General features: G+C 48.4%; 36 protein-coding genes. 9 read left to right on the top strand and 27 right to left on the bottom strand.

What is annotated here, in order from left to right:
* Positions 1–603 carry a glycerol-3-phosphate 1-O-acyltransferase PlsY gene (gene plsY / locus A7981_RS01880; RefSeq protein WP_067263224.1) on the bottom strand — a complete coding sequence of 201 codons (603 nt, stop codon included), beginning with the start codon at positions 601–603 and terminating at the stop codon, positions 1–3.
* Positions 604–664: 61 nt separating this feature from the next.
* Here plsY and A7981_RS01875 point away from each other — a divergent pair, with 61 nt between their 5' ends.
* Positions 665–1,021 carry a dihydroneopterin aldolase gene (locus A7981_RS01875; protein WP_067263220.1) on the top strand — a complete coding sequence of 119 codons (357 nt, stop codon included), beginning with the start codon at positions 665–667 and terminating at the stop codon, positions 1,019–1,021.
* Here A7981_RS01875 and xerD read toward each other — a convergent pair.
* The 22 genes from xerD to A7981_RS01765 form a co-directional block, all read right to left on the bottom strand.
* Entirely contained in the window at positions 1,018–1,932 is a 915-nt protein-coding gene (gene xerD, locus A7981_RS01870; RefSeq protein WP_254258472.1) for a site-specific tyrosine recombinase XerD, read from the bottom strand. The two genes, A7981_RS01875 and xerD, sit on opposite strands and share 4 nt — an antisense overlap.
* The gene (locus tag A7981_RS01865; protein WP_067263215.1) at positions 1,913–2,380 is read right to left on the bottom strand and encodes a methylated-DNA--[protein]-cysteine S-methyltransferase; all 468 of its coding nucleotides are present in this window, start codon (positions 2,378–2,380) and stop codon (positions 1,913–1,915) included. Before A7981_RS01865 ends, xerD begins: the two co-directional genes overlap by 20 nt.
* A 112-nt stretch (positions 2,381–2,492) precedes the next feature.
* Positions 2,493–2,894, bottom strand: a complete 402-nt coding sequence (gene rplS, locus A7981_RS01860) for a 50S ribosomal protein L19 (RefSeq protein ID WP_067263211.1) — start codon at positions 2,892–2,894, stop codon at positions 2,493–2,495.
* A gap of 18 nt (positions 2,895–2,912) precedes the next feature.
* Positions 2,913–3,683, bottom strand: coding sequence for a tRNA (guanosine(37)-N1)-methyltransferase TrmD (gene trmD, locus A7981_RS01855; RefSeq protein WP_067266376.1), 771 nt, complete (start codon positions 3,681–3,683; stop codon positions 2,913–2,915).
* Between the two features lie 8 nt (positions 3,684–3,691).
* On the bottom strand, positions 3,692–4,180 hold the full coding sequence (gene rimM / locus A7981_RS01850) for a ribosome maturation factor RimM (RefSeq protein WP_067263208.1): 489 nt from the start codon (positions 4,178–4,180) through the stop codon (positions 3,692–3,694).
* 20 nt (positions 4,181–4,200) lie between these two features.
* Positions 4,201–4,449, bottom strand: a complete 249-nt coding sequence (gene rpsP, locus A7981_RS01845; protein WP_067263204.1) for a 30S ribosomal protein S16 — start codon at positions 4,447–4,449, stop codon at positions 4,201–4,203.
* A 102-nt stretch (positions 4,450–4,551) separates the two neighbouring features.
* The gene (gene queC, locus A7981_RS01840; RefSeq protein WP_067263202.1) at positions 4,552–5,244 is read right to left on the bottom strand and encodes a 7-cyano-7-deazaguanine synthase QueC; all 693 of its coding nucleotides are present in this window, start codon (positions 5,242–5,244) and stop codon (positions 4,552–4,554) included.
* On the bottom strand, positions 5,241–5,882 hold the full coding sequence (gene queE, locus A7981_RS01835) for a 7-carboxy-7-deazaguanine synthase QueE (RefSeq protein ID WP_067263199.1): 642 nt from the start codon (positions 5,880–5,882) through the stop codon (positions 5,241–5,243). Before queE ends, queC begins: the two co-directional genes overlap by 4 nt.
* A gap of 43 nt (positions 5,883–5,925) precedes the next feature.
* The gene (gene ybgF, locus A7981_RS01830; RefSeq protein ID WP_067263196.1) at positions 5,926–6,744 is read right to left on the bottom strand and encodes a tol-pal system protein YbgF; all 819 of its coding nucleotides are present in this window, start codon (positions 6,742–6,744) and stop codon (positions 5,926–5,928) included.
* 23 nt (positions 6,745–6,767) lie between these two features.
* Positions 6,768–7,295, bottom strand: a complete 528-nt coding sequence (gene pal / locus A7981_RS01825; protein ID WP_067263193.1) for a peptidoglycan-associated lipoprotein Pal — start codon at positions 7,293–7,295, stop codon at positions 6,768–6,770.
* A gap of 46 nt (positions 7,296–7,341) precedes the next feature.
* Complete coding sequence (tolB, locus tag A7981_RS01820; protein WP_254258524.1) at positions 7,342–8,595, bottom strand: Tol-Pal system beta propeller repeat protein TolB; 1,254 nt, start codon at positions 8,593–8,595, stop codon at positions 7,342–7,344.
* A 108-nt stretch (positions 8,596–8,703) separates the two neighbouring features.
* Entirely contained in the window at positions 8,704–9,489 is a 786-nt protein-coding gene (locus tag A7981_RS12370; protein ID WP_067263187.1) for a cell envelope integrity protein TolA, read from the bottom strand.
* A gap of 5 nt (positions 9,490–9,494) precedes the next feature.
* Complete coding sequence (locus A7981_RS01810) at positions 9,495–9,890, bottom strand: ExbD/TolR family protein (protein ID WP_067263185.1); 396 nt, start codon at positions 9,888–9,890, stop codon at positions 9,495–9,497.
* Between the two features lie 2 nt (positions 9,891–9,892).
* Positions 9,893–10,570, bottom strand: coding sequence for a protein TolQ (tolQ, locus tag A7981_RS01805; protein WP_067263183.1), 678 nt, complete (start codon positions 10,568–10,570; stop codon positions 9,893–9,895).
* On the bottom strand, positions 10,567–10,986 hold the full coding sequence (gene ybgC / locus A7981_RS01800) for a tol-pal system-associated acyl-CoA thioesterase (RefSeq protein WP_067263180.1): 420 nt from the start codon (positions 10,984–10,986) through the stop codon (positions 10,567–10,569). The genes tolQ and ybgC overlap by 4 nt, the downstream gene beginning before the upstream one ends.
* A complete protein-coding gene (gene ruvB, locus A7981_RS01795; RefSeq protein WP_067263175.1) occupies positions 10,974–12,011 on the bottom strand; it encodes a Holliday junction branch migration DNA helicase RuvB in 1,038 nt (345 codons plus the stop codon). Before ruvB ends, ybgC begins: the two co-directional genes overlap by 13 nt.
* Before the next feature lie 6 nt (positions 12,012–12,017).
* Positions 12,018–12,599: a Holliday junction branch migration protein RuvA gene (ruvA, locus tag A7981_RS01790; RefSeq protein ID WP_067263170.1), complete on the bottom strand. Its 582-nt coding sequence runs from the start codon at positions 12,597–12,599 to the stop codon at positions 12,018–12,020.
* On the bottom strand, positions 12,596–13,141 hold the full coding sequence (gene ruvC, locus A7981_RS01785; RefSeq protein ID WP_067263167.1) for a crossover junction endodeoxyribonuclease RuvC: 546 nt from the start codon (positions 13,139–13,141) through the stop codon (positions 12,596–12,598). Before ruvC ends, ruvA begins: the two co-directional genes overlap by 4 nt.
* A complete protein-coding gene (locus tag A7981_RS01780; RefSeq protein WP_067263164.1) occupies positions 13,138–13,863 on the bottom strand; it encodes a YebC/PmpR family DNA-binding transcriptional regulator in 726 nt (241 codons plus the stop codon). Before A7981_RS01780 ends, ruvC begins: the two co-directional genes overlap by 4 nt.
* A gap of 59 nt (positions 13,864–13,922) precedes the next feature.
* Positions 13,923–14,834, bottom strand: coding sequence for a DMT family transporter (locus A7981_RS01775; protein WP_067263161.1), 912 nt, complete (start codon positions 14,832–14,834; stop codon positions 13,923–13,925).
* Positions 14,835–14,857: 23 nt separating this feature from the next.
* A complete protein-coding gene (locus tag A7981_RS01770) occupies positions 14,858–15,241 on the bottom strand; it encodes a nuclear transport factor 2 family protein (RefSeq protein ID WP_067263159.1) in 384 nt (127 codons plus the stop codon).
* Between the two features lie 58 nt (positions 15,242–15,299).
* Entirely contained in the window at positions 15,300–15,809 is a 510-nt protein-coding gene (locus A7981_RS01765) for a MarR family winged helix-turn-helix transcriptional regulator (protein WP_067263156.1), read from the bottom strand.
* Positions 15,810–15,932: 123 nt separating this feature from the next.
* Between A7981_RS01765 and A7981_RS01760 the strand changes: the two genes are divergently transcribed.
* On the top strand, positions 15,933–16,361 hold the full coding sequence (locus A7981_RS01760; RefSeq protein WP_067263153.1) for a CBS domain-containing protein: 429 nt from the start codon (positions 15,933–15,935) through the stop codon (positions 16,359–16,361).
* Here A7981_RS01760 and A7981_RS01755 read toward each other — a convergent pair.
* The 4 genes from A7981_RS01755 to A7981_RS01740 form a co-directional block, all read right to left on the bottom strand.
* Positions 16,352–18,190 carry a monovalent cation:proton antiporter-2 (CPA2) family protein gene (locus A7981_RS01755; protein WP_067263149.1) on the bottom strand — a complete coding sequence of 613 codons (1,839 nt, stop codon included), beginning with the start codon at positions 18,188–18,190 and terminating at the stop codon, positions 16,352–16,354. The genes A7981_RS01760 and A7981_RS01755 overlap by 10 nt on opposite strands.
* 35 nt (positions 18,191–18,225) lie before the next feature.
* Positions 18,226–18,831 (bottom strand): NAD(P)H-dependent oxidoreductase, encoded by a 606-nt coding sequence (locus A7981_RS01750; RefSeq protein ID WP_067263146.1) that lies wholly within the window; start codon positions 18,829–18,831, stop codon positions 18,226–18,228.
* 110 nt (positions 18,832–18,941) lie between these two features.
* Positions 18,942–20,183, bottom strand: a complete 1,242-nt coding sequence (locus A7981_RS01745; RefSeq protein WP_067263143.1) for a Bcr/CflA family multidrug efflux MFS transporter — start codon at positions 20,181–20,183, stop codon at positions 18,942–18,944.
* Between the two features lie 130 nt (positions 20,184–20,313).
* Positions 20,314–20,733: a secondary thiamine-phosphate synthase enzyme YjbQ gene (locus A7981_RS01740; RefSeq protein WP_067263141.1), complete on the bottom strand. Its 420-nt coding sequence runs from the start codon at positions 20,731–20,733 to the stop codon at positions 20,314–20,316.
* Positions 20,734–20,863: 130 nt separating this feature from the next.
* On the opposite strand from A7981_RS01740, the gene fae reads away from it, so the two are divergent.
* The 7 genes from fae to A7981_RS01705 all read left to right on the top strand — a co-directional run bounded on the left by fae (position 20,864) and on the right by A7981_RS01705 (position 26,716).
* Complete coding sequence (gene fae, locus A7981_RS01735) at positions 20,864–21,412, top strand: formaldehyde-activating enzyme (RefSeq protein ID WP_067263136.1); 549 nt, start codon at positions 20,864–20,866, stop codon at positions 21,410–21,412.
* A gap of 164 nt (positions 21,413–21,576) precedes the next feature.
* Complete coding sequence (locus tag A7981_RS01730) at positions 21,577–22,692, top strand: ABC transporter permease (RefSeq protein WP_067263131.1); 1,116 nt, start codon at positions 21,577–21,579, stop codon at positions 22,690–22,692.
* Complete coding sequence (locus A7981_RS01725; protein WP_067263127.1) at positions 22,689–23,480, top strand: ABC transporter ATP-binding protein; 792 nt, start codon at positions 22,689–22,691, stop codon at positions 23,478–23,480. The genes A7981_RS01730 and A7981_RS01725 overlap by 4 nt, the downstream gene beginning before the upstream one ends.
* A gap of 3 nt (positions 23,481–23,483) precedes the next feature.
* Positions 23,484–24,434 (top strand): MlaD family protein, encoded by a 951-nt coding sequence (locus A7981_RS01720; protein ID WP_067263124.1) that lies wholly within the window; start codon positions 23,484–23,486, stop codon positions 24,432–24,434.
* Positions 24,435–24,495: 61 nt separating this feature from the next.
* Positions 24,496–25,092, top strand: a complete 597-nt coding sequence (locus A7981_RS01715; protein ID WP_067263121.1) for an ABC-type transport auxiliary lipoprotein family protein — start codon at positions 24,496–24,498, stop codon at positions 25,090–25,092.
* Between the two features lie 34 nt (positions 25,093–25,126).
* On the top strand, positions 25,127–25,996 hold the full coding sequence (locus tag A7981_RS01710) for a dienelactone hydrolase family protein (RefSeq protein ID WP_067263117.1): 870 nt from the start codon (positions 25,127–25,129) through the stop codon (positions 25,994–25,996).
* Between the two features lie 18 nt (positions 25,997–26,014).
* Positions 26,015–26,716, top strand: coding sequence for a response regulator transcription factor (locus A7981_RS01705; protein WP_067263114.1), 702 nt, complete (start codon positions 26,015–26,017; stop codon positions 26,714–26,716).
* Positions 26,717–26,858: the final 142 nt, after the last annotated feature.

Here is a 26,858-nt window from a genome sequence, read left to right as displayed (position 1 = left end):
TCACTTCTTACCGAAGCCTGATTCGGTGCCATTGAGTAGTTTGACAATATTGCTACGATGCCGCCATACCAAGAATATGGTCAAAATAAATACCACGATGATATAGCCCACTGAACTAATCAGGAACCAAGAATATGCGGGTGCGAGAATAGCAGCAACCAATGCAGCTAAGGAAGAATAGCGAGATATAGCGAATACCGCAGCCCAAGTTAGCAATACCGCAAGCCCAAGCCAGCCTGACAATGCAAGCAATACCCCAAGTGCTGTTGCGACGCCCTTGCCGCCCTTGAATCGGTAATAGACTGGATAAAGGTGTCCAATAAATACAGCTAAAGCAACAAAACAGACCACTTCATTACTCAGGCCACAAAAAATTGCCAGCCACACGGCAAACCAGCCTTTGAAAGCATCCCCCAACAAAGTCAACAAAGCAGCGAGTTTTTTACCACTTCGTAATACATTGGTAGCGCCGGGATTACCGGAGCCCACGGTACGCGGATCAGGCAGGCCAAATAGCTTGCTTACAACGATACCGAACGATACCGAGCCTAATAAATAAGCACCGATAACAAACACTATTTCAATAAAAGCCTGCTCAGTCATCCCAGATGCTCTAAAATTCAAAGAAATGGATTCTAAACGATATGGATAGTATTTTCCCGATATGGATATTATTTTTCTTAGCGAAGTAAAAGTTGAAACGAAACTCGGTGTTCCAGATTGGGAACGGCTAGTTGCACAGACTATTGTGCTAGATATTGAGATTGCTATGCCGCATAGTCAATCGTGCCAAACGGATGCTATAGAAGACACCATAGATTATGGGCAAGTTGTCGCACGCTTTCGCGAAACGCTCAAAACAAACAGCTTCAAACTGGTTGAGGCGTTAGCGGAACATTTATGCCAAATCGTATTAACCGAATTTGGCGCACCTTGGGTGAAAATAAAAGTAGCGAAGCCGGGGATACTACCGGGACTAAAAGCACTTGGCGTAGTGATTGAGAGAGGCGTAAAACCCTAACCTCTGGGATGATGTTGGCTATGTAGCTGTTTCAAGCGCTCACGTGCCACATGTATATAAATCTGGGTGGTAGAGATATCGGCATGCCCTAAAAGCATCTGCACCACGCGTAAATCCGCACCATGATTCAGCAGATGTGTAGCAAATGCATGGCGCAAAACATGGGGTGACATATGCGTATTGATACCTGCCACCAAAGCATAGCGCTTGATCAGGTACCAGAAGGCTTGGCGGGTCATGCCCTCGCCGCGCTGAGTGACGAACAGGCTATCGCTTAATCTTTTTTGCAGCAATTGCGGACGCGATTCTTGCAGATAACGCGATACCCAATCGACAGCTTCTTCACCCAGGGGCACTAAGCGCGTCTTGCTGCCTTTACCTGTGGCTCTCACCACACCTTCATTCAAACTGACTTCAGTGACTTTCAAACCAACCAGCTCAGATACCCGTAAACCACTGGCATAGAGAACCTCCAACATGGCGCGGTCACGCAAACCCAGTGGCTCATTAAGGTTTGGCGCATTGAGTAAATCCTCAACCGCCTGCTCACTGAGGCTTTTAGGCAAGGATCGCGGCAATTTAGGGGATTCTATTTGCAAGGTAGGATCTACGCTAATGCGGTTTTCTCGCAAAGCAAACCGATACAACCTGCGCAAACTGGCAACCAGGCGACTAACGCTTCTGGCTTTGCTACCTTTGACCTTCGTCACAAATGCCAGATATTGCTCTATATCATACTGCTCAGTCTGCAAAAGATTCTTGGCATTGGTCTTTTCCAGCCATTGCGCATATTGACTCAAATCCTGCCGATAACTATCCAAAGTGTTGCGGGCTAATCCCTCTTCAAGCCAGATACGATCGATAAACTCATCTAGCAGAGCTTGGCTGGCGTCAAGCATGCGTCTTTTCATGTGAAAGCAGCCATTGCTTGATTGCGAGCCCGCCCTCTGTTCCTTGCATGAATCCACCTAATCCGTTTTTTGCAACGACCCGGTGGCATGGAACAAACAAAGGGATATGGTTCGCGCCACAGGCATTAGCCACGGCACGTGGACCTGAGCCGACTTTTGCCGCAAGCTCGCTATACGTCAACACTTTGCCACTGGGTATCGCCGCAATAGCCTGCCACACACGTTTCTGAAAATGCGTGCCCGACACGGCAAAAGGCACCTGCATATGGTTATGTGGAGCTTTTAGATACCGAGCGACTTGACTGACTACGCTTTGGGTAAAGATATCTGAAGAACGCTTCTCTGCATGCGACCCGACCAGTAGGCTGATACCGATCAAGAAATCATCTTTAGTTTGGATACCTACCGCACCGAAGGCAGCAGGAACGATCGCATCATATTGTTCCATGGCATTATCTTAGCGTAACTTACCAGCGACCCCAAGCAATCTGACAATGACCTTAATCCACAAAAACAAAAAAGCCCCAATAACGGGGCTTTTTATCTTCCGAACCAGCAAATTACTCTGCTGATGCACTTTCTGGCGGCGCAACATCACGGTCACGCGCTTTCAGTTTTTCTTTGATACGTGCTGACTTACCTGAGCGCTCACGCAAGTAGTAAAGCTTGCTACGGCGTACATCACCGCGACGCTTAACTTCAATGCTAGCGATCAATGGTGAGTATGTTTGGAATGTACGCTCAACGCCTTCACCTGAAGAGATTTTACGTACGATGAAAGATGAGTTCAGACCACGATTACGGATCGCGATCACAACGCCTTCATACGCCTGCACACGTTTACGTGTACCTTCAACCACGTTCACACCAACGATGACTGTGTCACCAGGCGCAAAACTAGGGATAGTCTTACCTAAGCGAGCAATTTCATCCTGCTCTAATTGTTGAATAATATCTGCCACTTGTTGCTCCTTCTAGTTTTACGAGTCTTGTTCCTGCTCTGAAGATTGCTCGATATCGAGTTCTTTAAGCAGCCGAGACTCCTCTTTTGACAACGACCTTACGGCCAATAAATCCGGACGTCTTGCCCGGGTTCTTGCTAGCGATTGTTTCAATCGCCAATGCTTTATCTTGGCGTGATTACCTGACAATAATATCTCAGGTACTTTCACACCAGCGTATTCTTCTGGCCTCGTATAGTGCGGGCAATCCAGCAAGCCATCCACAAACGAATCTTCTGTTGCAGAATCCGCATCACCCAAAGTACCGGGCAACTGCCGCACGATTGCATCTATCAATACCATTGCAGGTAATTCACCACCCGACAGTACGTAATCACCAATGGAATACTCTTCATCCACTAAACGATCCAGCAATCGCTCATCCACACCTTCATAACGGCTGGCAAGTAAAACCAAACCCGGCTCGCTTGCTAACGCCATCACATGCTGATGGGTAAGCGGCTTACCTTGCGGCGATAGATGCACCACCTTAGGCTTTGTTACACCTGCTGCCTGCTGCCTGTTAACAGCAGCACTAATCGCTCTTTCTAACGGTTCCGCCAGCATCACCATGCCGGGGCCACCGCCATAGGGTCTATCATCGACCGTACGATGATTGTCTGTAGTGAAATCGCGTGGATTCCACAATGACAATCCATAAATCTCTTTTTCCAACGCTCTTGCCGTGATGCCGTATTTGCTGATCGCATCGAACATCTGCGGGAACAGCGTAATCACATCAAACTGCAATGGCTTACTCAAAAATCAGCATCCCAATCAACCAGCATCGTCTTGGCTTGTATATCCACTTCAAGCACGACCTGATCGATGAAAGGGATCAAGCGCTCCTGATCGCTTTTGACGACCAGCACATCATTGGCGCCAGTCTCAAAAACATCGGTGATCAAACCAAACTCAACCTGTTGCTGATTAGTCACTTTCAAGCCGATGAGATCAGACCAGTAATACTCATTATCTTCCGGTGCTGGCAACTCTTCGCGGGGAACAGCAATCTGTTTACCCTTAAATGCGAAAGCTGCATCACGATCATTCACACCATCTAATTTTACGAGCAGTGTCTGACCATGCACCTTAGCGGTTTCCAGTGAGAATTTCTGCCACTGATCACCACGGCCTAACCACCAAAACTGATAGTCCAGCAGGCCATCAATAATCTCAGTGTCGGGCTGTATTTTTAGCCAGCCATAAATGCCATAAGGGGCGACGATGCGCCCCATCACGACCATTTCACTCACCTGAGTTTAACTTAAGCTGCTTTAGCGGCCTGTTTCACCAAGCGCGATACGCTCTCTGAAAGCTGAGCGCCATTGCTACGCCAGTGAGTAATACGCTCATTGTTTAAACGCAGACCTTCTTGACCTTCTTTAGCAAGTGGGTTGTAGAAACCAACACGCTCAATGAAACGGCCATCGCGACGGTTGCGTGAATCCGCAACTACTACGCTATAGAAAGGGGTCTTCTTCGCGCCACCGCGTGCGAGACGAATGATCACCATAATTTGTTCTCTTTTAAATTGACACAGAAAGGCGCGGATTTTACGTTATTTTTTAGTAGCTTGGCAAGACAAATCTCACTTTTCACCCTAAAACCAACTCCGTTATTGATCTATCGGGTGATATCTTGACTGATATATCGTTGGGTCAATAACGCCTGCTGCCGCAAAACCTTCACGGCGAAAACGGCATGAATCGCACAGCCCACACGCCTCAGCTTGCGCATTTGCCTGATAGCATGAGACGGTCATGCCATAATCAAACCCTAAAGCATGACCATGCCGAATGATGTCGGCTTTGGTCATATCAATCAATGGTGCATGAATGGTAATCTCGTGCCCCTCTACTGCTGACTTGGTCGCCAGATTCGCCATCTGCTGAAAAGCTTTCACATACTCACCACGGCAATCGGGATACCCGGAATAATCCAAGGCATTCACGCCGATAAATATGTCTTGCGCGCCTAATACTTCAGCCCATGCAAGCGAGAGCGATAGCATAATGGTGTTACGTGCAGGCACGTAAGTAATCGGAATACCTTGCGATGGTGCTTCCGGCACATCGATCTTCATATCGGTCAGCGCAGACCCGCCAAATAGAGATAGATCCAAAGTCACTGTTTTATGTGCCTGTGCGCCAAGCGTCTTGGCGACACGCTCAGCTGCATGCAATTCAGCAGAATGACGCTGATGATAATCCAAGCTCAGGCAATAGCACTCATAACCCTGACTACGAGCTATGGCTAAAACCGTTGCGGAATCGAGTCCGCCAGAAAGTAGGACGACTGCTTTTTTCATTTTCCTGGTGTCTCGCCCCATAAAATCTTGTGCAACTGCACCTGCATACGTACAGGCAATTTATCTTGCAACACCCAATCAGCAAGATCCGTGGGATTCACTTGGCTGAACACTGGGGAAAAAATCACTTGGCATTTCTCATGCAACGCCTGCTCAGCAAGTAGTTGCTTCGCCCAATCGTAATCTTCACGACTACACAATACGAACTTGATCTCATCAATGGGTTTCAAATGTTGCAGATTATCCCAATGATTGTTTTTAAGCTCGCCGGAATCAGGCGTCTTGATATCCAGAATCACTGAAACGCGCGCATCAACACCCATCGTATCAATCGCACCACCGGTTTCAAGCGAGACGCTATAGCCAGCATCACATAATCTCTTGAGCAGATTCAAACACTGTTCTTTTTGCGCAAGCGGCTCTCCACCTGTAACAGTGACATATTTGGTACCGTGGCTTTCCACCTCAACCATGATGTCATCCAGTGACATATTACTACCGCCTTTGAATGCATACGCGGTATCACAATAGACGCAGCGCATCGGGCAACCTGTCAGGCGCACGAATACCGTCGGCAAGCCTACACGGGATGATTCCCCTTGCAGGGAATGGAAGATTTCATGGATACGCAATGTCATGGAGCGTGATTATACGCTTGCGAAATGCCGAATTTAAAGGGTACTACGGAGTTTTGATAGATTCGAGTACAGCAAGACGGCGTTTTGCACTAGGTGTGACTTCGCTATTCGGATATTTTGCCAATAGATCGCGTAACGTTTTTTTAGCACTCTCGATATCTGCTAATTGGATCTGTGCATTTGCGATATTGAATGCGGCATCTGGCGCTTTTGCGCTATCAGGAAATTGTTTGAGCACTTTTTGCTGGGTAGAAATTGCAGCCTTGTAGTTCTTCAAAGAAAACTGTGCGAAGCCAAGTGAGTACTGTGCTTCTGGCACGCGCGCACTCGTTGTATAGGTATGGAGGAATTTATCAAAAGCCTCAAAAGCCTCTTTGTATTTTCCGGTTTTCAATAACGTCTGTGCGACTTCAAAATCTTTGGCTTCTGATGGGGTATCAGCAGCGACGCTTGCAGCAGCCGTCGTGTTATTCGGCACGTCAGTTGGGGGATTCGGTGTAGCGGCAACAGCGCCACTTTCAATTTTGCGCAAACGGCCATCGACATCAATATAGAGATCGTTCTGGCGTTGCTGGGTAGATTCAACATCATGGACAGTGACTTCCTGCTGCCCTTTTACAGTTCTTAACTCTTGCTTGAGCTGATCAATCTGGCTCAATAAATCCAACATCCCCTGCCCCTTGATCGCAGCCTCAAGTGCGGCTACACGCTTATCAAGAGATTGCAGGGTCTGATTCTGGGTCTGCACCTGCTGCTGCACGTCAGCGATTTTCTTACGAGCTTCATCATCACCAAATATTGCAGCTTGTGCTGTTTGCAACAAAGCCAACCAGCACGATACAGCCAGAATCAGTCCACGCATCTATTTATAACCTTTTAAAACGCTTATTCGCCTACGTAAACGATATCAGTACGGCGATTCTTGCTGAATGAAGCTTCATCAGTACCAGTAGCTTGTGGCTTTTCTTCACCGAAGCTGACTGTCTCGATTTGGCTATCTTGCACACCCAATACATTCAATACGCTCTTCACTGCAACAGCACGGCGTTGACCAAGTGAAAGGTTGTATTCACGCGTACCACGTTCATCCGTATTACCTTGCAAGATGACCTTGGCTTTTGAATGTGCCAACAGGTATTTAGCATGTGCTTCAACCAATGGACGGTACTCAGCAGTCACTTCATCTTTGTCATACGCGAAATACACACTGCGCTTGGACAAGATGTTGCTAGGGTCTGTCAATTCAGAAGTCAAACCGTAGTCATTTTCAAGACCAGTAGTTGAACCAGTATCAGTTGTTGTACCAACGCTCTTATCTGCAACAGGGGCTGGTGTAGTGTCTTTCACTGGCTTGCTTGAACACGCAACCAACATCATCGCCAATAAAGCACTAACCAAAATATTTCTCTTCATTATTCTCTCCTTTAGATTTACGACTTAATAAAAATTACACAACAAATCAATTGTTTAATGCCGGGCTCCAAGCAGGCTCCCGTACATCACCGATCGCCTCATTCAACCTTTGTTTTACACGGCCATCAGTTGAAACAGCAGCCAGCGTGCCTTTGCGGTTGACGCTGGTTGCATACAAAATCATGCGGTTATTCGGGGCAAAGCTAGGAGATTCATCCAATGATGTATCACTCAGCACTTGCACTTGCCCACTTGCCAAGTCTTGCAGTGCCACGCGGAACCTGCCTTGTTCCTGACGGATATAAGCCAGCGACTTACCGTCATTAGAAAGGCGTGGACTTACATTATACGCACCATCGAAGGTGATGCGCTTAACATCTCCACCAGAGGCAGACATCTTATATATCTGCGGGCTACCACCCCGGTCAGACGTAAAGTAGATAGCGCTGGCATCTGCCGACCAGACTGGCTCTGTATCAATCGCACTACTTTTTGTCAGTTGCCGCAAATTGGTGCCATCAGCATCAATCGCATATATCTGCGAATTTGCTCCGTAGGTCAGAACAATAGCAAGCCGCTTACCATCCGGCGACCAAGATGGCGCGCTGTTATTGCCTTTAAAGTTTGCCAACACATAACGTTGCCCAGAAACCAGAGACTGCACGTAGATGATTGGTTTTTTCTTCTCGAATGAAACATAAGCGAGTTTTGTGCCATCTGGCGACCATGAGGGAGAAATAATCGGCTCAAGTGAAGATACGACACTTTGCGGGTTATATCCGTCAGCATCTGCTACTTGAAGAGAATATCGTCCATTTGCTTTGCTTACATAGCTGATACGCGTAGCGAACACGCCTTTTTCACCTGTTAGCTTCTCATAGATGATATCTGCGATCTTGTGCGCGGTAATGCGAAGCTGGGCAGGAGTGATATTGTATTCAACACCAGCCAACTGATTCTGTTTAAGCACATCCAATAAACGGAAAGATACCTTGAGGCGATTACCGGGCAAAGTTTCTACAGTGCCGATGGTTAATGCCTGCGCTTGGATGGATGCCCACTCCGCGTAGCGCACATCAGCAACAGTAGATGGCTGGTTCGCAACACCACGCGTCTCCAGCACGCGGAACAAACCGCTGCGGCGAAGGTCAGCGCCGATGATAGTCGAGATATTGTCTTGCGAGACTGCATCTGGTATTGGTGCATTCTGCGCAAATGGCACGATGGCGATAGGTATCTGCTGCTGAGCACCGCCGACGATTTCAACCGTGAGCGCAGCTTTGCCGACCATCGGCAACATCAAAAATAGGAATATAAGTAGTAATCGAATTTTTATCATTATTATTTAGGGCAAAAAAGTACCACAAAGTTCCTTAATGCGAATGAAAGTTATTTTACCAAATAAAAGCTAATCATTTGGGCGAAAGTTAAGGGTTAATGTCCTTGATACCGCTAAAATTTCTGCGGGAGGCTTCGGCAAAGGATTTGCCTGACGAATCGCACGATCGATAGAGTCATCACAAGCCGACATACCACTGCCTTTGATTAGGCGCGGACTACCCAATATCTCACCAGTGGGCATCAATGTAATTTCAAATGTCACCACAGGTTTGCCTGTGCCACAAAGCTGTTTATTTACAAAAGGCCTGATCTTCTGGTCAACAAGCCCGGCATACTGACTTTGTGTAGCCGCAGAAACTGATGGCGTATCATTCACTGGCGCAGTAACGACCTTAGTTGGCGCCTGCGCTTTTTGATCTTCGTCTGCAAACATCTGCTGCAGTTTGCGTATATCGTCCTGACGCTTTTTCTCAGCTTCTTTTAGTTTCACTGGATCAGGTTTAGGTGGCTCTTTTGGTTTTTCTTCAACCTTTTTGGGCTTCACTTCTTTTACCGACTCTTTTTTGATTTGTATCTCCGCCTTAGGCTCAGGCACTTGCTCAACAGGTTTTGGTGGCTCAATCACTGGTTTTGGCGGTTCAGGTTTTGGTTCTTCCGGCACAGGTTCAGGTAAGGGCTTTGCCACTTTCTGCGGCATAGGAATCTCATTCCAAAGCTCAACTTGCGCAACACTTGTTGCCTGCACAGTATGCCAATTGAAAGAGAGAAACATCAATGCCAGCAAAACCACGTGAACCAGAATAGCGAGTATCCCAGCGCGAAGTGCCAACGGATTTTCGTGGGCGCGTATCATTTTGATTATTTGACTGGCTTAAAGAGTAGCCCGACCTTTTCTACGTTGGCCTGCTTGAGCATATCCATCACTTCGATGACTTTGCCGTATTCGACTTTTTCATCGGCCGCGACCACGACAGAACGACCGGGATCCTTCTCCAGTTTCTGGCGTACATTCAATAGCAATTGGTCACGGGGAAAAGCCTGATTATCCAGCTCGGTATTGCCATCTTTTTTGACCGTGATCACCATCGGTGCAGCGGCTTGCTTAAGCGTTTGCCCAACCTGCGGCAATTCAACAACGCCCGGATTAGTCATCGGCGCAGTCACCATGAAGATGATCAGCAGTACCAGCGTCACATCGATATAGGGAACGACGTTGATCTGGTTCATCATCCTGCGTTTACGCGTGCGTAACATGGCTAGCCCTTGTTACGTTGCAGGATGTTGGTGAATTCTTCCATAAAGCTTTCATAGCGTACCGCCAACCTATCGACAGATGACGCAAAACGGTTATAGGCAATCACCGCCGGGATGGCAGCAAATAGACCGATAGCGGTTGCGATCAAAGCTTCTGCGATACCGGGGGCAACGTGTGCCAATGTAGCCTGCGCCATATTGGCCAAACCACGGAATGCATTCATGATGCCCCATACGGTACCGAACAAACCGATATATGGACTGACTGAGCCAACCGATGCAAGAAAAGGAAGATGGGCATCAAGATCATCCATCTCACGGTTATACGCGGCACGCATCGCACGACGAGCGCTTTCGGTAATATCACTCATTTCCAAACCACCTTGGCGTTTAAGACGTGTGAACTCCTTAAAACCTGCCTCAAAGATACTGGACATGCCTTGCGGGCGTTTACGACCTGCATTAACAGACTCATAAAGCTTATTCAGATCACCGCCGCGCCAAAAATCCTGCTCGAAATCGACAATCTCACGTTCGGCAGCTTTTAAGCTAAATACCTTGATAAAGATGTACCACCAGGAAGCAAGGGAGGTAAGCAGTAAAATCGCCATGACCAACTGCACCGGCACACTGGCTCCGGACAGCAAGGTAAATAGCGACATATCGTCAGTTAAGTTCATTCAGACTCCATTGATAGCATGACATTACGAATTGGGGTTGGAATTGCGACTGGCTTAAATTTATGCGCATCGACACAGACGACCTGTACTACTGCCTGTATTAGGGTTTGTTCACCACGCTTTATAACCTGTTCAAACTCCATTAAGCTATTTTTCAGATTCACCAGACGTGTATTCACAAGCAGGGAATCATTAAAACAAGCAGGTTTCTTGTATTGTATCTCAAGCTTACGTACAACAAACAAGACCGCATGATGGCTTTTGAGTTCCGTTTGCTCAAAACCCAAATGGCGCAGCCACTCGGTACGCGCGCGTTCCATGAAATTTAGATAATTGGCGTGATAGACCACGCCACCTGCATCACTATCCTCGTAGTAGACCCGAATAGGCCAACTGAATTCGCTTACTCCTGCCATAACTCTCCAGAAGCTAACGCTTTAGGCAAAGGCAAGCCAAAATGCTGGTATGACTGCTGGGTAGCGATGCGTCCACGCGGCGTGCGCATGAGGTAGCCCTGCTGAATCAGGTAAGGTTCCAGCACATCTTCTATGGTATCACGCTCTTCGCCGATGGCGGCGGCGAGGTTATCCAGCCCCACCGGACCCCCACCAAATTTTTCTAACACGGCCAATAATAGCTTTCTATCCATGACATCAAAACCGAGTTTATCGACGTCAAGCATCTTCAGTGCAGCATCAGCGATATCAGAAGTGACGATACCATTTGCCTTGACCTGTGCGTAATCACGGACACGTCTTAATAAGCGATTGGCAATACGTGGTGTACCGCGTGAGCGTTTAGCGATCTCAAGGGCACCTTCATCCTGCATCTCAACTTCGAGCAAACCAGCCGAGCGGTTAACGATGCGGGCAAGTTCTTCTGAAGTGTAGAACTCAAGACGCGAGACGATACCGAAACGGTCACGTAAAGGGTTGGTCAACATACCTGCGCGCGTCGTTGCGCCGACCAGTGTGAATGGGGGGAGATCAAGGCGCACAGAACGGGCAGCAGGGCCTTCACCGATCATGATATCTAAACGGTAATCTTCCATTGCCGGGTAGAGGATTTCTTCTACTACCGGAGATAGCCGATGGATCTCATCGATGAATAGCACATCGTTTGGTTCAAGGTTAGTGAGCAGCGCAGCTAAATCACCCGCGCGCTCAAGCACGGGGCCGGAGGTCTGACGCAGATTAACGCCCATCTCCTTGGCAATGATATGCGCCAATGTGGTCTTGCCTAAACCAGGGGGACCAAATAGCAATACATGATCAAGCGCCTCGCTACGTCCACGGGCGGCATTGATGAATATCTCCAACTGACCGCGCGCTTTTTCCTGGCCGACATACTCATCCAACGCCTTGGGGCGCAGGGCGCGCTCAAGCGCTTCTTCCTGCGGGCTTTCTGGTGCGGCGGCGATGAGACGGTCGGTTTCGATCATGTATATTTAAGATTTCGAGAGTGATTTAAGCGCAAGGCGGATGCCTTCGGCAACGACGACATCAGCAGGTAATTGTTTAACTGCAGCAAGCGCTTCTCGCTCATTGTACCCAAGTGCCAGCAATGCATTCAATACATCGCCACTGGCAGACTTTGCTTGAGTGATGCCTGAAAGCGAAACGCCGTCTATGGTAAATTTATCTTTTAGCTCAAGTAATAGACGTTCGGCTGTTTTTTTGCCGACCCCGGGAACACGTGTCAGCAAAGCAGGTTCTTGCAATGCCACGGCCTGCGCAAGATCATCGACAGATAATCCACTTAGAATAGCGAGCGCTGATTTCGCGCCGATTCCGTTCACCTTGAGCAATTGACGGAATGTCACGCGCTCTTGATCACTGCCAAATCCGTAAAGCAGTTGTGCATCTTCACGCACAATGAATTGCGTAAGTAACACTACTTTTTCACCGATTGCAGGTAAGTTATAGAAGGTACTCATGGGCACTTCACACTCATAGCCCACACCATTGCAGTCGATGACGACCTGAGGTGGAGTCTTCTCGATGAGGGTACCGCTTAAACGCGCAATCATATTAACCTGCCACCCTTTACCCTGAATCCTGCTGTTGCCAGTTTACCCAAACCCTGCCCCCCGTGTGCATGGCAGATAGCACACGCAAGTGCATCTGCCGAATCCGGCTTTGGCAGGCCTGGTAGTTTTAATAATCGCTTCACCATCTCTTGCACTTGCTCTTTCGCGGCATGGCCATTGCCCACTACCGACTGCTTGACCTGCAAGGCCGTGTATTCAGCCACAGGCAGGTTCTGGATGACGGCAGCGCAAATGGCAGCACCACGCGCCTGACCTAATAATAATGTAGATTGCGGATTGACGTTAACGAATACTTTTTCGATGGACACCTGATCAGGGTGATAGGTAGTAATCACTTCCTGCAAACCATCCAGAATGGTCTTGAGTCGCGTAGGCAAATCTTCTATTTCTGCACCCTTACCCGTTGTGGTTTTGATCGTACCACTGGCGATATAGCTTATCTTCTCGCCAGTTTTTTCAATGACGCCAAAACCTGTCAAACGCAGGCCAGGATCAATGCCAAGGATGCGAAAACTGGTCACTCTTCGATAACTGCTGTCGTGTATACATCCTGCACATCATCGAGGTCTTCTAGCGCATCGAGCAGTTTCTGCATCTTGGCTGCATCGTCACCGGTGAATACGGTTTCGTTTGATGGCTTCATCGTCACTTCAGCCAGCACAGCTTTAAGACCTGCCGCCTCCAGCGCTTCTTTAACGACAGTGAAATCACCGGGGGCGGTGATGACTTCGATACTGCCATCTTCATCGGTGATGATATCTTCCGCACCAGCCTCCAATGCAGCTTCCATGACTTTATCTTCACTTGTGCCGGGCTCATATACCAATGTGCCGCAGTGCTTGAACATGAAGGCAACTGAGCCATCAGTCCCCAGATTACCGCCATTCTTGCTTAATGCATGACGCACATCAGCAACGGCACGCTGCTTGTTATCAGTCAGGCAATCGATGATGATCGCCGCACCACTGATGCCATAGCCTTCGTAGCGAATCTCTTCGTAATTGACACCCTCCAGCTCACCCGTACCACGTTTGATTGCGCGCGTGATGTTATCAGAAGGCATATTCTCTTCTTTGGCTTCTGCCACTGCTGCACGTAAACGGGGATTGAAGTTGATGTCACCGCCACCCAGACGGGCAGATACGGTAATTTCTTTGATGAGCTTGGTGAATATCTTGCCGCGTTTGGCGTCTTGACGGCCTTTACGATGCTGAATATTGGCCCATTTGGAATGCCCTGCCATTTTGTAGAATCCTATCAGTTCCTGAAAATTTGATGCGATTCTACCACAGACGAGATGCGCTAATCCTGCCCCATTGCAGGCTCTACCCGCTCATGTTTGATGATGCTGCGCACAGAAATAATAATGAGCGAGATGCCAATCAGCACCATACCGAACATTTCACCTGAGCCCGGTTTCTCTCCCAATTGCAGCCACGCAGCGATCACGCCGATTACCGGGGCAAGCAGTGATGTCATACTAGCAACGCCAGCAGAAAGGCGTTGCAATGCATATAGCCATAGCATCCAAGCCAAGGCATTGCATAACACGGCATTGAAGACGATATCGCCGATAAACTCAGGCGTCCATTGGATGGGCGGCGCGGGCACAATCAAGGCGACAATCACAATGGGGATAGACCCCAATAGCATCTGCCAAGCAGTTAACGATAGAAGATCGAAATCGGGCACGTGTTTATGCAACTTTTTGGCGACGATGACAGAAAGCGCCCAACATACCCCGCCCAATATAGCCAAGACCATACTGAAAATATCGGTTCCTAGGTGCAGAGGATCAAGAATGAACACTAAACCCATGAAGGAAAACAACACAGAGAACCACTGCGCATCACGAATCTTTTCGCCAAGTAAAGGCCATGCCAGCACCATGACCCAGAACGGCATGGTGTAAGTAAGCACAGCCGTTTTGCCAGCACCGCCCTCCACTAGCGCCCAGATGATCAGACCAGTAAACCCACTGGTTTGCAAGACACCGAGCAATATCAGCGTAGGAACCTCTCTCGGGCGCAAAGGCTTGCGCATCACGAGCAATACTACAAAAAGACAGACTGCTCCAAAAACAGTCCGCATGGCGCTAAACTCAAATGCGCCAGCGAACTGCAATGCATGCTTCATCACCACCCAGTTGTAACCCCACAGCAGGGTCAACAGGATCAATGCAGCAAACGCGCGAAAAGTATTGGAGCGATGCATCTGATGAATACGCTAATGAATATTTAATTCCAGATATGGCTAAGCGCTTTTAAGCTGCCATCTGCCTGCTTACGATAGACCAATTGCAAACTACCGCTAAACGATTGACGTACTCCTGCTGTATCCGTCACGCCAGCACTCCATTTACCTCGCTGAAACGCCAAACCGTTATCTGCATCGACTTCAATCAGTTCGATATGATGACCATTCACACCTTGTGAAAATAGATTCTGCCAGAATGCCTGGATCTCCGCCTTGCCTGTGATCTGTGGCGAACCTGAAGGCAAGATGGTGGCGCCATCATCGTAGAACGAAGTCACCAGTGCTGCATCGCCTGCGTTAAAAGCAGCATCCCATGCGGTATTGATCTCTGAAATAAGCTTGGTAGTTTCTTGTTGATTAGACATGGTAAATCTCCTTGAGATAAATTATTGAGTGATGTTAAGTAAATATAAGTGCTTTAAATTAAGCTTTAGTGAATTCAGGAATACCTGTATCGATCAGACCAAGCATAGTCTGTAGTTGCGCGCGGCTATCTTCATCAACACCCGCCATACATTGGCGTAATCGACTGTAATAATCAGGCATGACCTCATCCAGTTTGGACTGACCCTTATCCGTCAATTTTATTGTGACGCGGCGACGGTCTTCCGGGTCAAATATTCGCTCGACCAAGCCATCACGCTCCAAACCATCGATCAAGCCTGTCATCGTGGCGCGCGTTACCCCTGCTTTATTTGCAAGCGCAGAAGGTACAGAGGTCAAGCTGGTCTCACGCATCAGCAATATGAGCACCCACCAGCGCCCCTGCAAAAGCCCATGACGGCTAAGGCAATCATCCAATGCAGTTGATAAATCGGTAGCTACCCTGAGTAAATGCAGGAAAGTCGCAATAGCGCTGACATCTGCCTGCGGATACCGCTGGGCGAATTTTTGTAGGGTGTCGTTAGTGGGTAGATCGCGTAGTTGCAACATGATTAGCTGCATTATAGTTAGCTGACTAACTATGTCAAGCATTTATGATTTTTTGGGAGTATATTGATTGGTCAGTAGTGCATAACTAAAACAGGTTCATCGATTCAATTTGAGGAGAAGCTCATGAAAACCGTTAGGCAATTACTTACATCAAAAGGCAGAAATGTCTTGTCTGTTACCCCTGATACCACTGTGTATGACGCCTTGACCATTCTGGCGAAATTCCACATAGGCGCATTGCTCGTCATACAAAAAGAGAAACTGCTAGGGATTATCTCTGAGCGCGATTACGCGCGCGAAGTGGTACTCAAAGGCCGTACATCAAGAACAACCAGTGTGGCTGAAGTCATGTCATCCAAGTTGATCACAGTCTCACCGGAAGAGACCGTGGAAGACTGTATGAACCTGATGTCAGGCAAACGCGTACGCCACTTGCCAGTGCTTGAGGGTGAGAAAGTCGTCGGCATATTATCGATTGGCGATTTGGTGAAAGAAACGATCGAATACCAGCAGTTCTTGATCGAGCAGCTGGAAAGTTACATTCAATCCTGATCGAACTTTTTATCCCAGCCGGTGCTGAGATCACCCGGCTGGGATTCCGTACCAAGCTCTTTCGCTAAAATATTGGCCAGCGTTTCGCGGGAGCGGTGACTATGCGTCACCAGTTGCTGCATATCCCCCATCATGGCGTGGGTCTCGCGCATCATGTTCTCGTCATGTTGTCGAAAGCGCCAAGTGGTTCGATAGGCCTGAAACGCTGAGTAGCCCAACTCGCGCAATATCTTTTCGCCTAGATGCAGGGACGAAAGGAAGGTCTCGCGTACGCATTCGATATCCATGCCGACATAGTCAGCGGCAAACGTACGGTTACGCGCCCGTGCCAGTATCTTCACATGCGGGTAATGCTTTTGCACATAGCGGGCAGTCGCCAATGCATCTTCAGGATTATCAATCGCCAAAACAAATAGCCGTGCATTCTCGATACCTGCGGCTTGCAATACGTCAGGGCGGGTGATGTCGCCGTAATAGGCTTTAAAACCGAAATTACGCACCAGCTCTATCTGGTTAGGGTCGAGCTCAATCACCGTGGGCGGCATACCGATGCCGTTTAGCAAGCGGGTAATGACCTGACCGAAACGGCCAAAGCCCGCAATGATGACGGGGCGCTGCACCTCAAACTCATCATGGCGCTCATCTTTGCGATTCATGCGGCGGCTATTAAAAGCGTTATAGCCGAGCATCAATAAAGGTGTCGTCAACATGGAGATAGCCACGACAGAGTTGAGCAGGCTGGCCGTTTCTGTGGTGAAGATATTGTTGTCAGCAGCTGAGTTGAATATCACAAAGGCGAACTCTCCCACCTGCGATAGCGTTAGCGAAAAAAGCAAAGCATCTGCTGTTCTTTGGCGGAATATCTTAGCAAGCGAGAACAATAGGCCGGTTTTTAACAAAACAAAACCTACACCCAGCCCTAGCACGAATAAGGGCTTTTGTAATATCAGCTCTAGGTTCACCGACATCCCCACGGCAATAAAGAACAACCCTAGCAGCAAGCCTTTAAATGGTTCGATATCCAGCTCTAACTCTTGCCTATACTCAGAATCTGCCAGCAAGAGACCTGCAATGAATGCCCCAAGCGCCATCGATAAGCCGACCAAGGTCATGAGGATGGAGACACCAATGATCAGAAATAAGGCAAAGGCGATAAATATCTCCCGCAGTCCGGTATTGGCGATGTATCGCAATACCGGGCGCAAAAGATAATTACCCCCAAGTATCAAGAGGACGACCAAACCAACGGCTTTCACAATCGCTAATATATCGATATGCAAACCTTCACCAGTACCAGTGCCGGGCGCTAATATCAACAACAACACCATGATGGGAATAACAGCCAGATCTTGAAATAACAGCACCGAGAACGCAGACCTGCCAGCGGGGTGTTGAAGTACGCCCTGCTCAGACAAGGTCTGCATGGCGATGGCCGTTGAAGACATGGCGACGCCCATCCCCACGACTAAGGATAAACGCCAATCCAGTTTAAAAGCGAGTCCTAGCGCAAAGACTGCAACTGCCGTCAATATGACTTGCAGGCCGCCCATGCCAAATACCGGAATGCGCAGCTCCAGCAGTTTTTCGAGCTCTAACTCAAGCCCGATCAGAAACAACATCATCACCACGCCGAATTCAGCGAAATGCAACACCGTCTCGGACTGGTCGATCAAGCCAAGCCCCCATGGGCCGATCAAAATACCGGCAAGCAAATAGCCAAGCACAGACCCCAAGCCGATACGCTTGGAGATGGGTACTGCCATCACCGCGACGCCGAGATAGATCGCGCTTTGTAGCAATAAGTCAGGGATATGGTGGGCAGCAGCCATAGATAACAGTTCTTTTTCTTAAATAATATTAGGGGTTAAATAGCAAGATTATTTGCTAGGAAATCAATTTGCTCGCTATGTGCTGTTCGCACGGCAGGCGGCAGATTTCCATCGACAAGGTCTTGTAGCCAAGCTGCATATTGATTTGCCCGCATTTGCAGATCAGCATCCGTCACTTGGTTAACATCCTGCGTCAAAAATGGTTGTAGATAATCCATGCCGCACAAGGTAGCGGTCTGCTCAAATGGGCGTAATAATTCAGCAATAGAGAATTGGTTATAGGCCATACGCTGGTATACCGCCGCTGCACCACCGCTAGAGATGGCATGTACCCAAGATTTTCCCTTCAACGCCGCGCCACCTTCCCCATGGGCCCAACCATAGGTCAGCACAGCATCTATCCAGCTTTTCATCAACGCAGGACATGAATACCAATAGAGTGGATGCTGAAGCACGACGATATCGTGCGCCTCCATAAGTGCCTGCTCGACCGACACATCGATCATCTGCTCGGGATAATGCTCATACAAATCATGGAATGTCACATCTGCATTGTGTTGTGCAGCCACCATCAAGGCCTTATTGATACGAGATGATTCGTAATTAGGGTGGGCAAATATGATGAGTATCTTGTTGCTCATTTATGATTTCCTGAATGGACTGCGAATATCATCCGGCAAAACCAGAGATTTAAGAATATTGAGTTTATTTTACTGCAATGACCGGCTTCTGGCTCAAACAGTCTTTTAAATCAAATAGACTCGTCCGCTAGGCTAGATTTTACAGGTCGCAACACCAGAAAATAATGCACGGCCCAGGCACCTATCCCGCAAATAGCCATCACCGCTGAAAGCGGTAGTGCACTGCCATCATGCCATATGCCGATAGCAACACCAGCGACTGTTCCTAAGCCGAACTGCAATGCACCCATCAGGGCAGAAGCAGTACCTGCCTGTTGGCCATGCGTGGCTAAGGCAGACGCACTGGAATTAGGGCTGACATAACCGATACTGGCAACATATAAAAACAGTGCAATCAGTATCAAAGGGAAGGGCACAAGCCCCTGATGCCTGAATACTAGTTCCAATAAGAGCATCCCACCACCAGCAGAGGCTGTCACACGTAATGCATTACGTAACAAACGCGTAGGCACATTTCTTTTTAGCTGGTAAGCATTCAACTGGCTGGCACCGATCAGGCCAATGGCATTGAGACCGAACACCAAGCCGAAATGCTGCGGCGGAATCTCATATAAAGCAGTAATGATAAAAGGTGAACCAGCCACATAGGCGAACATACCCGCGATAGCCAAACCACCAGATAAGGTATAACCGACAAAAGAACGGCTGGCGAATAATCGGTAGTAATTAGATGCCACGACTTTTATCTGCAAAGGCGGTTCATGGGTCGTATCGTGACTTTCATCAAGACGCAGATAGATCATCAGAAAACATAAGGAGCCGATAATCGTCAATACCAAGAAGATAGCCCGCCATCCAAAGAGACCAAGTATCCAGCCACCTAGCAAAGGGGCAAGAATCGGGGCCAAGCCCATGACCAGCATTAACATAGAAAATATACGCGCTGCATCCTTAGGTGCCGCCCTATCACGCACGATCGCCCGCGGGATCACCATACCAGCACAAGCACCGAAGGCCTCGACCAAGCGCCAGATAGTTAACGCTAGGACGCTATCCGACATATAACAGCCGATGGAACCGATGACATATAAGAACATGCCGAAATAAAGCGGCGGCTTGCGGCCAAAACGGTCACTGACAGGTCCATAAACCAGCTGCCCGAAAGCCAAGCCGATAAAGAATGTGACCAGCGTCAAAGCGACTGAATTACTCGACACATTCAACCCGGTCGCTATCGCCGTAAAACTTGGCAAATACATATCAATCGCTAAAGGGCCGGTAGCAGTGAGCACACCGAGCAGAACGACCCAACCGGGGAAGACGTGGCTGGCTCTATTTGAATCTGATGTCATTAAAACACTTTCTTGCTTCAGAATTTACGCGCACGAAGAAAAAACCTGCGCTTGGGTACGCTAAAAATCAAGCGTGGATGCTAGACAGGCATCCCACGCGATAGTTTGCCTGATGCCTGCAAAAAGAATGTTACTCGCCGATGATTTTGACAAGCACACGCTTATTACGACGCCCGTCGAATTCACCGTAGAAAATCTGTTCCCAAGGGCCAAAATCCAGCTTGCCTTCAGTAATGGCCACGACCACTTCTCGTCCCATCACCTGCCGCTTCATGTGGGCATCTGCATTATCCTCACCAGTGTCGTTATGACGATAGTTACGGATAGGCTCATGCGGCGCCAACCGTTCAAGCCATTCTTTATAATCATGATGCAGGCCTGATTCGTCGTCATTAATGAAGACGCTGGCGGTGATATGCATGGCATTCACCAAGGCAAAACCTTCCTGCACACCACTCTCGCGCAAACACTCACGCACTTGTGGTGTGATGTTGATAAAGGCCACACGGGTGGGCGGATTAAACCATAGTTCTTTGCGATAACTTTTCATATCAAACGATACTCCTAGGATGAAACGAAAGATGAAACCAAATTATATAGCGCCAAACCTCATCATGGCGCTTTGCAATTAAGCGCGATTTACGTTAAAACAATATTATTAATCTGTTAGGAAATGAAAAATGAGCGAAAAGATTTATATGCGTACCGGTGAAGCCCTTGTTGCAGGCGGCCCTGTGGGCACAGCAGCAGAACCTGAGGTCGTCATTGGCGAGATGGATGGCCCGATGGGCACCGCTTTCGGCACACTGTTGGGCGATCAGGTAAAAGGACACTCCCGCGTTCTTGCATTATTGAATACAGACATCATGGTGCGCCCTGCTACATTGATGGTGAGCAAGGTCACGGTCAAAGACACCCGCTATACCAATATCCTCATGGGCACCGTACAAGCTGCAATTGCCAACGGTGTGTTAGATGCCGTTCGTAATGGCGATATCCCTAAAGAAAAAGCGAATGACTTGGGCATCATTGTTTCTGTATGGCTGAACCCTGTAGTGATCGAGCAGGATGATTTGGATCACCGCATCCTGTTCGATATTCACCGTGAAGCAACCGCAAAAGCGATACATAAAGCCATGAGTAATGAACCAAGCATCGATTGGCTACTCGAAAATCAAGAGAAGATCGTGCATAAATACTTCCAGATGGGGCTAGACGGTAAGATTTAGCTGCTGATATAAATAGCCATCCCTGCAAAATCATTGCAGTATTTGGAGTGCAGGTTTGTAAAAGAATCAGTATCTTGTACAAACAAAATCTTGCCGAAAAAACAAAATTTAAAGTACAACAAAGTTAAAGTACAAGTGCTCGAGTAACATCACAAAGGTGACGGATGACGGCAGCAAGTTTCCAGATTGACGAAGATAGCCAAGGACGACGCCATGTGCGTTTGCTGGGGCAATGGTCGCTCAGAGCGCTGGAAAATGATTTTTCCGAATTAAAGGATTCGCTGCACCCATTTTTTGTCGATCCTTTTGCGCATTGGGATCTCAAATCCGTCGAACAACTTGATTCAGCCGGCGCCTCGGTTTTACTTCTGGGTTGGGGTGGCAAGCTCGATAACCGCATCTCGCTCACTGAAGAGCAGACTTCGTTGTTCAAGATGTTAAGCAGCTTGCCTACGCTTAAAGACGCCAAAAAGAAATTCGATTGGCTCACCCCGATAGAAGACTGGGGCAATCTCATCCTGATATTTCTCGGCCACCTGCGCGACTTTGTGCAACTTGTAGGTTTGCTGTTGTTTGAGATCGGCTATCTGATCAGGCGACCAAACGATTTTCCCTGGCGTGAGTTTTGCGCAAACATCTACAAGAGCGGTGTGACGGCACTGCCTGTCACTGCGATTCTTGGGCTGATGATCGGTGTCGCCATGAGCTATTTGATGGCCATGCAACTGCGTATGTTCGGTGCTGACATCTTCATCGTCAATATTCTTGGGCTTAGCATCATCCGTGAATTGGGGCCTATCTTAATGGCTATTCTCATCGCCGGGCGCTCCGGTTCTGCAATGACGGCACAAATTGGCGTTATGCGCGTCACAGAAGAGATCGATGCACTAACGACCATGGGTATCTCCCGGATATTGCGCATCATCTTGCCAAAAGTGTTAGGGCTCACTTTCGTTGCGCCATTCCTCGTCATGTGGACATCCGGCTGGGCACTAGCTGGGGGAGCCCTCTCAGCAAAAATACAGCTGGGCCTAAGTTTCCATTTCTTCTTTGATTACCTGCCGGTGGTCGTACAGCCAGTGAATTTAACGCTAAGCCTGATTAAAGGATTGATGTTCGGCTTTGTCGTCACACTGGTGGCCTGTCATTTTGGTTTGCGCATCATGCCGAATACCGAGAGCTTGAGCCGCAGCACAACCAGCTCGGTCGTCACGGCGATCACCGCGGTAATATTGCTCGATGCGTGGTTCGCTATCGTTACGAGAAGCATAGGCGTATGAACGAAATACAGACACCAGTAGTCACTGAAGATAAGACGATCTGCGAGATTCGCAACGTCAGCACCGAATTCGGCACGACCGTTATCCACAAAGGCCTTAACCTCAAGATCAATAGCGGTGAGATCATTGCCTTGGTCGGTGGTTCGGGTAGCGGCAAAACGACGTTATTACGCCATATCGTCGGACTCACGTCACCTAGCAGTGGCGAGATATTGTTATTCGGCCAAAATCTACTCACGATGGAGCGGGTAGCGCAGCAACGGTTGATGAATAGGTTCGGCATGTTGTTCCAGCAAGGGGCGCTGTTTTCGGCATTATCCGTATTCGACAACATCGCTTTTCCGTTGCGAGAACTCAAGCAGTTCGATGAGGATACGATCTACCAATTGGTGATGCATAAGTTAGCGTTAGTAGAGTTAGAACCCAAACATGGCGAGCTTCTACCAGCACAACTCTCTGGCGGCATGATAAAACGCGTTGGTTTAGCGCGTGCATTGGCGCTGGAACCAGAACTCTTAGTGCTTGATGAACCCACTGCGGGACTGGATCCTGACCGTAGCGAGAAATTCGTATCGCTCATCAAGCAGCTTAAACATGCATTAGGCTTGACCGTGCTTTTTGTCACGCATGATCTAGATACTTTGGTCATGCTCGCAGACCGTGTTGCCGTATTGGCAGATAAAAAGATCGTGGCGGCGTGTCCGTTATTGGAACTAGGCAAAGTAGAACACCCGTTTGTTAAAAACTTTTTTGAAGGTGTAAGTATTCGACTGGAAAGGTCTAAATAACTTATGGAAAACCGCTCTCACGCCATTGCTGTCGGCTTATTTACGCTGATACTGGGCTTCGCATTGTTCATGGCGTTCTGGTGGTTAAGCGGCTCACGCGAATCGATGCGCGATTATGTCATCGTCTCCACCACGCCAGTCACAGGGCTCAGCACAGAGGCATCCGTAAAATTCCGCGGCGTAGAAGTCGGCAAAGTCACCGATCTATACCTCGACCCCAAAGTGAAGACCAATATCCTCATCCATATCGAGATCGACGATAGTCTGCAACTTAGTACAGATGCCTATGCCCAGATTCGCACACAAGGCGTGACAGGGTTAGCCTTTATTAACCTCGATGATAGCAGCACGACAGCCCCTGTTTTGGCAGATGGTGCCACGATTCCACTTCGCCCCTCTTTCCTCGACAGCCTTTCAGATAAAGGCCCTGAACTTGTCGCGCAATTTCAAACGCTGTTAAAAAGCAGTAGTGAGATGACGGCTAGTGCCAACGAAATCATGAAGAAGCTGGATGCCGAGAAGCTGAATAAAACCGTATCTAATCTTGAGCAAGCCTCTACCAAAATAACTCCGATGCTCAGTTCGCTCACCAAGGCTGGCAATAGTGTCAGCGGCATGATGTCCGAAAAGAATCAGACGCAATTCGCCAACACATTGAAGAGTTTGCAACAGACCGCCGATGCCGCCCAGCCTGTGCTTGGTGAGCTTGGCGAGACTGCAAAAGAAGTCAAAGGCTTAGCGAAAACGGTAGAACAAAGCACTAGCGATCTGAGTATTACTTTAAATAATGAGACGCTCCCGCGCATCAATCGGCTGACCGATAGCCTGAATCAGGATGTGCAGAATCTCAACCAGTTGATCTATACCATAGAAGATAACCCGCAAAGTTTATTAGTCGGCAAACCGCAAGCGGCTCCCGGCCCGGGGGAACAAGGTTTCAAAGCAGCGCCTTAATTACCAGTGATCGATCGCCAGTTATCCATTCGATAGTAAAATCTAAATCATGAGAGCTTATATGCGCTATTTAATATTACTTATCACCACATCGCTGTTAGCAGCATGTCTCAGCATCAATGTGGATAAGCAAGCCAAAAGTGGCCCCGTCTTATATGATTTTGGCGTCCCGTCTATAGCATCCAAAGAAACCGTGACCAGCCAAATTGCAATCGATGCGATCACAGCGGTCGATGCATTAAACAATAATCGAATACGCTATCGCCTCAATTACAAAAACCCAGCGCAAGTACTTACTTACACGGAAAGCCGCTGGACCACAGCACCAGCACAGCTGCTTAGCCTCCAATTAAGGTCCGTGGTTAAAACGAGCGAGACCCCATTGCCTAACTGCAATTTAAAAATAGAGTTGGATACTTTTGACCATATATTCGATAGCCCAACGAAAAGTAGTGCTATCGTGCAGATGAATGCAATATTGATTGAAAAGAAATCCCGCAAGATATTAGCGAGCACCATGATCGAAGAGTCAGCAACCGCATCATCCAGTGACGCAAAAGGCGGGGTTGCCGCCCTGACAAAAGCCAGTTCGATTGCATTGCAAAAAGCCGTCACTTGGGGCAACACGGCGGTTGAAAATGCACCGGGTTGTCACTAAGCAGCCCCGCACTAGCCAATTTTAGGAGATTGTCATGCCCATAAAGCAATCCAATAAGAATCAAACTGCAGAACATACGCATACCGGACGTAGAGGGTTTATTACCGGCTTACTCGCCACTGGTTTCGCAATGGCAGTCAGGCCAATCAGCGCAGAAACCATCTTCACCGATTCATCGGGCATCACGAGCGAAGAAGTCAGTATTCCAACCGCTGATATCTCGATTCCCGCTTATCTCGCTAAACCGGCAAGAGCGGGTTCGTTTCCCGTGGTGTTAGTCGTGCAGGAGATTTTTGGCGTACATGAGCATATTCGTGATGTATGTCGCCGCCTTGCAAAATTGGGTTATACCGCTATCGCACCTGAGCTCTTCATTCGCCAGGGTGATGTCTCACAGATATCCGATATGAAAGAGATCATCAGCAAAGTAGTGAGCAAGGTGCCAGACAAACAGGTGATGCAAGATCTGGATGCAACCGTTAAATGGATGGCAGATCATCAGCAAGGCGATACCAGCCGTTTAGGCATCACAGGGTTTTGTTGGGGCGGGCGTATCACATGGTTATATTGCGCACATAATCCCAATGTACGTACCGGCATCGCATGGTATGGCAAGCTAGAAGGTCAAGTCACCGAACTGCAACCACAGTACCCGATTGATATCGCGACCAGCTTAAAAACGCCGGTACTCGGCCTGTATGGCGCCAATGACCAAAGCATTCCCACAGCAAACGTCGAGCATATGCGGCAATTACTGAAGGCAACGGGCAACGGCTCCGAGATCATGCTCTACCCTGATGCGGGGCATGCTTTCTTTGCAGATTACCGCCCAAGTTATAAACCAGAGATCGCAGCCAACGCTTGGCTTAAGTTGCAAGTGTGGCTCGCCAGCCATCTTTCATGACAGTTTGGAGTTAAGTAAGTGCCTTATCCAGTAAGCGTTTGCCTAGTTGAAGATGATGAAGACCTGCGCGAAGAAATGTTTTTAGGTCTACGTGAGCATAATTTCGATGTGCGCGGCTTTTCCGGTTCGCGCGAACTATATCGTGATCTTCTGCATAAACCGGCAGATATCATCATTCTAGATATCGGCTTGCCGGGTGAAGATGGATTCTCCATCGCAGAACACTTGCGGGTAGATAAGCACATCGGCATCATCATGCTGACAGCGCGCAATATGCTGGAAGACAGACTACGCGGATTGCACGGCGGCGCAGATATCTATTTAGTCAAGCCGGTTGAGTTAAAAGAGCTTGCAGCCAATATACTCAATCTGGCCAAACGCATCAAATTACCCCCTAGGCCTGAAAACACGACTCAATGGCGGCTTGATAATGAAGGCTGGTTCCTCATCTCACCTCATGGCAAACGCATTGCGATGACGGCATCCGAACGCACTTTGGTCAATATGCTTGTACGGCAACCCGGTATTACCATCTCACGTGAAAAATTAATCGAAGCATTGGGGCACCGCCGTGAAGCTGACTATTACCATGAGCATCGGCTCGATATGTTATTTAGTCGCCTAAGAAAAAAAGTAGCAAAAATCGGTATTGAAAACTTCCCCATGATCGCAGTCAGGGGTGTTGGCTACACGTTTGCCCCAGACCACGCCAACCCATAAACCAGCAAGTCATCACACCTCGCCACTCAGAGTGTGAGCTTCTGGTGAGTATTTTGTGATAAATCGTGAATGAGTCACCCCCCGCCTCTCCCTACAATCCACACTCCATCTAGCGCTCAGCCAAGAAGTGCTCACTGCGGTC

The sequence above is a fragment of the Methylovorus sp. MM2 genome, from assembly GCF_001648895.1.
In the GTDB taxonomy this organism is placed as follows: domain Bacteria; phylum Pseudomonadota; class Gammaproteobacteria; order Burkholderiales; family Methylophilaceae; genus MM1.
This window is presented reverse-complemented; position numbering and strand designations above follow the sequence as displayed.

What these genes read in the sequence shown, in the direction of transcription:
- plsY (WP_067263224.1), bottom strand. Translation starts at nt 603, where the DNA reads ATGACTGAGCAGGCTTTTATTGAAATAGTGTTTGTTATCGGTGCTTAT.
- A7981_RS01875 (WP_067263220.1), top strand. Translation starts at nt 665, where the DNA reads ATGGATATTATTTTTCTTAGCGAAGTAAAAGTTGAAACGAAACTCGGT.
- xerD (WP_254258472.1), bottom strand. Translation starts at nt 1,932, where the DNA reads ATGAAAAGACGCATGCTTGACGCCAGCCAAGCTCTGCTAGATGAGTTT.
- A7981_RS01865 (WP_067263215.1), bottom strand. Translation starts at nt 2,380, where the DNA reads ATGGAACAATATGATGCGATCGTTCCTGCTGCCTTCGGTGCGGTAGGT.
- rimM (WP_067263208.1), bottom strand. Translation starts at nt 4,180, where the DNA reads ATGGTCGTGATGGGGCGCATCGTCGCCCCTTATGGCATTTATGGCTGG.
- rpsP (WP_067263204.1), bottom strand. Translation starts at nt 4,449, where the DNA reads ATGGTGATCATTCGTCTCGCACGCGGTGGCGCGAAGAAGACCCCTTTC.
- queC (WP_067263202.1), bottom strand. Translation starts at nt 5,244, where the DNA reads ATGAAAAAAGCAGTCGTCCTACTTTCTGGCGGACTCGATTCCGCAACG.
- queE (WP_067263199.1), bottom strand. Translation starts at nt 5,882, where the DNA reads ATGACATTGCGTATCCATGAAATCTTCCATTCCCTGCAAGGGGAATCA.
- ybgF (WP_067263196.1), bottom strand. Translation starts at nt 6,744, where the DNA reads ATGCGTGGACTGATTCTGGCTGTATCGTGCTGGTTGGCTTTGTTGCAA.
- pal (WP_067263193.1), bottom strand. Translation starts at nt 7,295, where the DNA reads ATGAAGAGAAATATTTTGGTTAGTGCTTTATTGGCGATGATGTTGGTT.
- tolB (WP_254258524.1), bottom strand. Translation starts at nt 8,595, where the DNA reads ATGTTGCCGATGGTCGGCAAAGCTGCGCTCACGGTTGAAATCGTCGGC.
- A7981_RS12370 (WP_067263187.1), bottom strand. Translation starts at nt 9,489, where the DNA reads ATGATACGCGCCCACGAAAATCCGTTGGCACTTCGCGCTGGGATACTC.
- A7981_RS01810 (WP_067263185.1), bottom strand. Translation starts at nt 9,890, where the DNA reads ATGTTACGCACGCGTAAACGCAGGATGATGAACCAGATCAACGTCGTT.
- tolQ (WP_067263183.1), bottom strand. Translation starts at nt 10,570, where the DNA reads ATGAACTTAACTGACGATATGTCGCTATTTACCTTGCTGTCCGGAGCC.
- ybgC (WP_067263180.1), bottom strand. Translation starts at nt 10,986, where the DNA reads ATGGCAGGAGTAAGCGAATTCAGTTGGCCTATTCGGGTCTACTACGAG.
- ruvB (WP_067263175.1), bottom strand. Translation starts at nt 12,011, where the DNA reads ATGATCGAAACCGACCGTCTCATCGCCGCCGCACCAGAAAGCCCGCAG.
- ruvA (WP_067263170.1), bottom strand. Translation starts at nt 12,599, where the DNA reads ATGATTGCGCGTTTAAGCGGTACCCTCATCGAGAAGACTCCACCTCAG.
- A7981_RS01780 (WP_067263164.1), bottom strand. Translation starts at nt 13,863, where the DNA reads ATGGCAGGGCATTCCAAATGGGCCAATATTCAGCATCGTAAAGGCCGT.
- A7981_RS01775 (WP_067263161.1), bottom strand. Translation starts at nt 14,834, where the DNA reads ATGCATCGCTCCAATACTTTTCGCGCGTTTGCTGCATTGATCCTGTTG.
- A7981_RS01770 (WP_067263159.1), bottom strand. Translation starts at nt 15,241, where the DNA reads ATGTCTAATCAACAAGAAACTACCAAGCTTATTTCAGAGATCAATACC.
- A7981_RS01765 (WP_067263156.1), bottom strand. Translation starts at nt 15,809, where the DNA reads ATGTTGCAACTACGCGATCTACCCACTAACGACACCCTACAAAAATTC.
- A7981_RS01760 (WP_067263153.1), top strand. Translation starts at nt 15,933, where the DNA reads ATGAAAACCGTTAGGCAATTACTTACATCAAAAGGCAGAAATGTCTTG.
- A7981_RS01755 (WP_067263149.1), bottom strand. Translation starts at nt 18,190, where the DNA reads ATGGCTGCTGCCCACCATATCCCTGACTTATTGCTACAAAGCGCGATC.
- A7981_RS01750 (WP_067263146.1), bottom strand. Translation starts at nt 18,831, where the DNA reads ATGAGCAACAAGATACTCATCATATTTGCCCACCCTAATTACGAATCA.
- A7981_RS01745 (WP_067263143.1), bottom strand. Translation starts at nt 20,183, where the DNA reads ATGACATCAGATTCAAATAGAGCCAGCCACGTCTTCCCCGGTTGGGTC.
- A7981_RS01740 (WP_067263141.1), bottom strand. Translation starts at nt 20,733, where the DNA reads ATGAAAAGTTATCGCAAAGAACTATGGTTTAATCCGCCCACCCGTGTG.
- fae (WP_067263136.1), top strand. Translation starts at nt 20,864, where the DNA reads ATGAGCGAAAAGATTTATATGCGTACCGGTGAAGCCCTTGTTGCAGGC.
- A7981_RS01730 (WP_067263131.1), top strand. Translation starts at nt 21,577, where the DNA reads ATGACGGCAGCAAGTTTCCAGATTGACGAAGATAGCCAAGGACGACGC.
- A7981_RS01725 (WP_067263127.1), top strand. Translation starts at nt 22,689, where the DNA reads ATGAACGAAATACAGACACCAGTAGTCACTGAAGATAAGACGATCTGC.
- A7981_RS01720 (WP_067263124.1), top strand. Translation starts at nt 23,484, where the DNA reads ATGGAAAACCGCTCTCACGCCATTGCTGTCGGCTTATTTACGCTGATA.
- A7981_RS01715 (WP_067263121.1), top strand. Translation starts at nt 24,496, where the DNA reads ATGCGCTATTTAATATTACTTATCACCACATCGCTGTTAGCAGCATGT.
- A7981_RS01710 (WP_067263117.1), top strand. Translation starts at nt 25,127, where the DNA reads ATGCCCATAAAGCAATCCAATAAGAATCAAACTGCAGAACATACGCAT.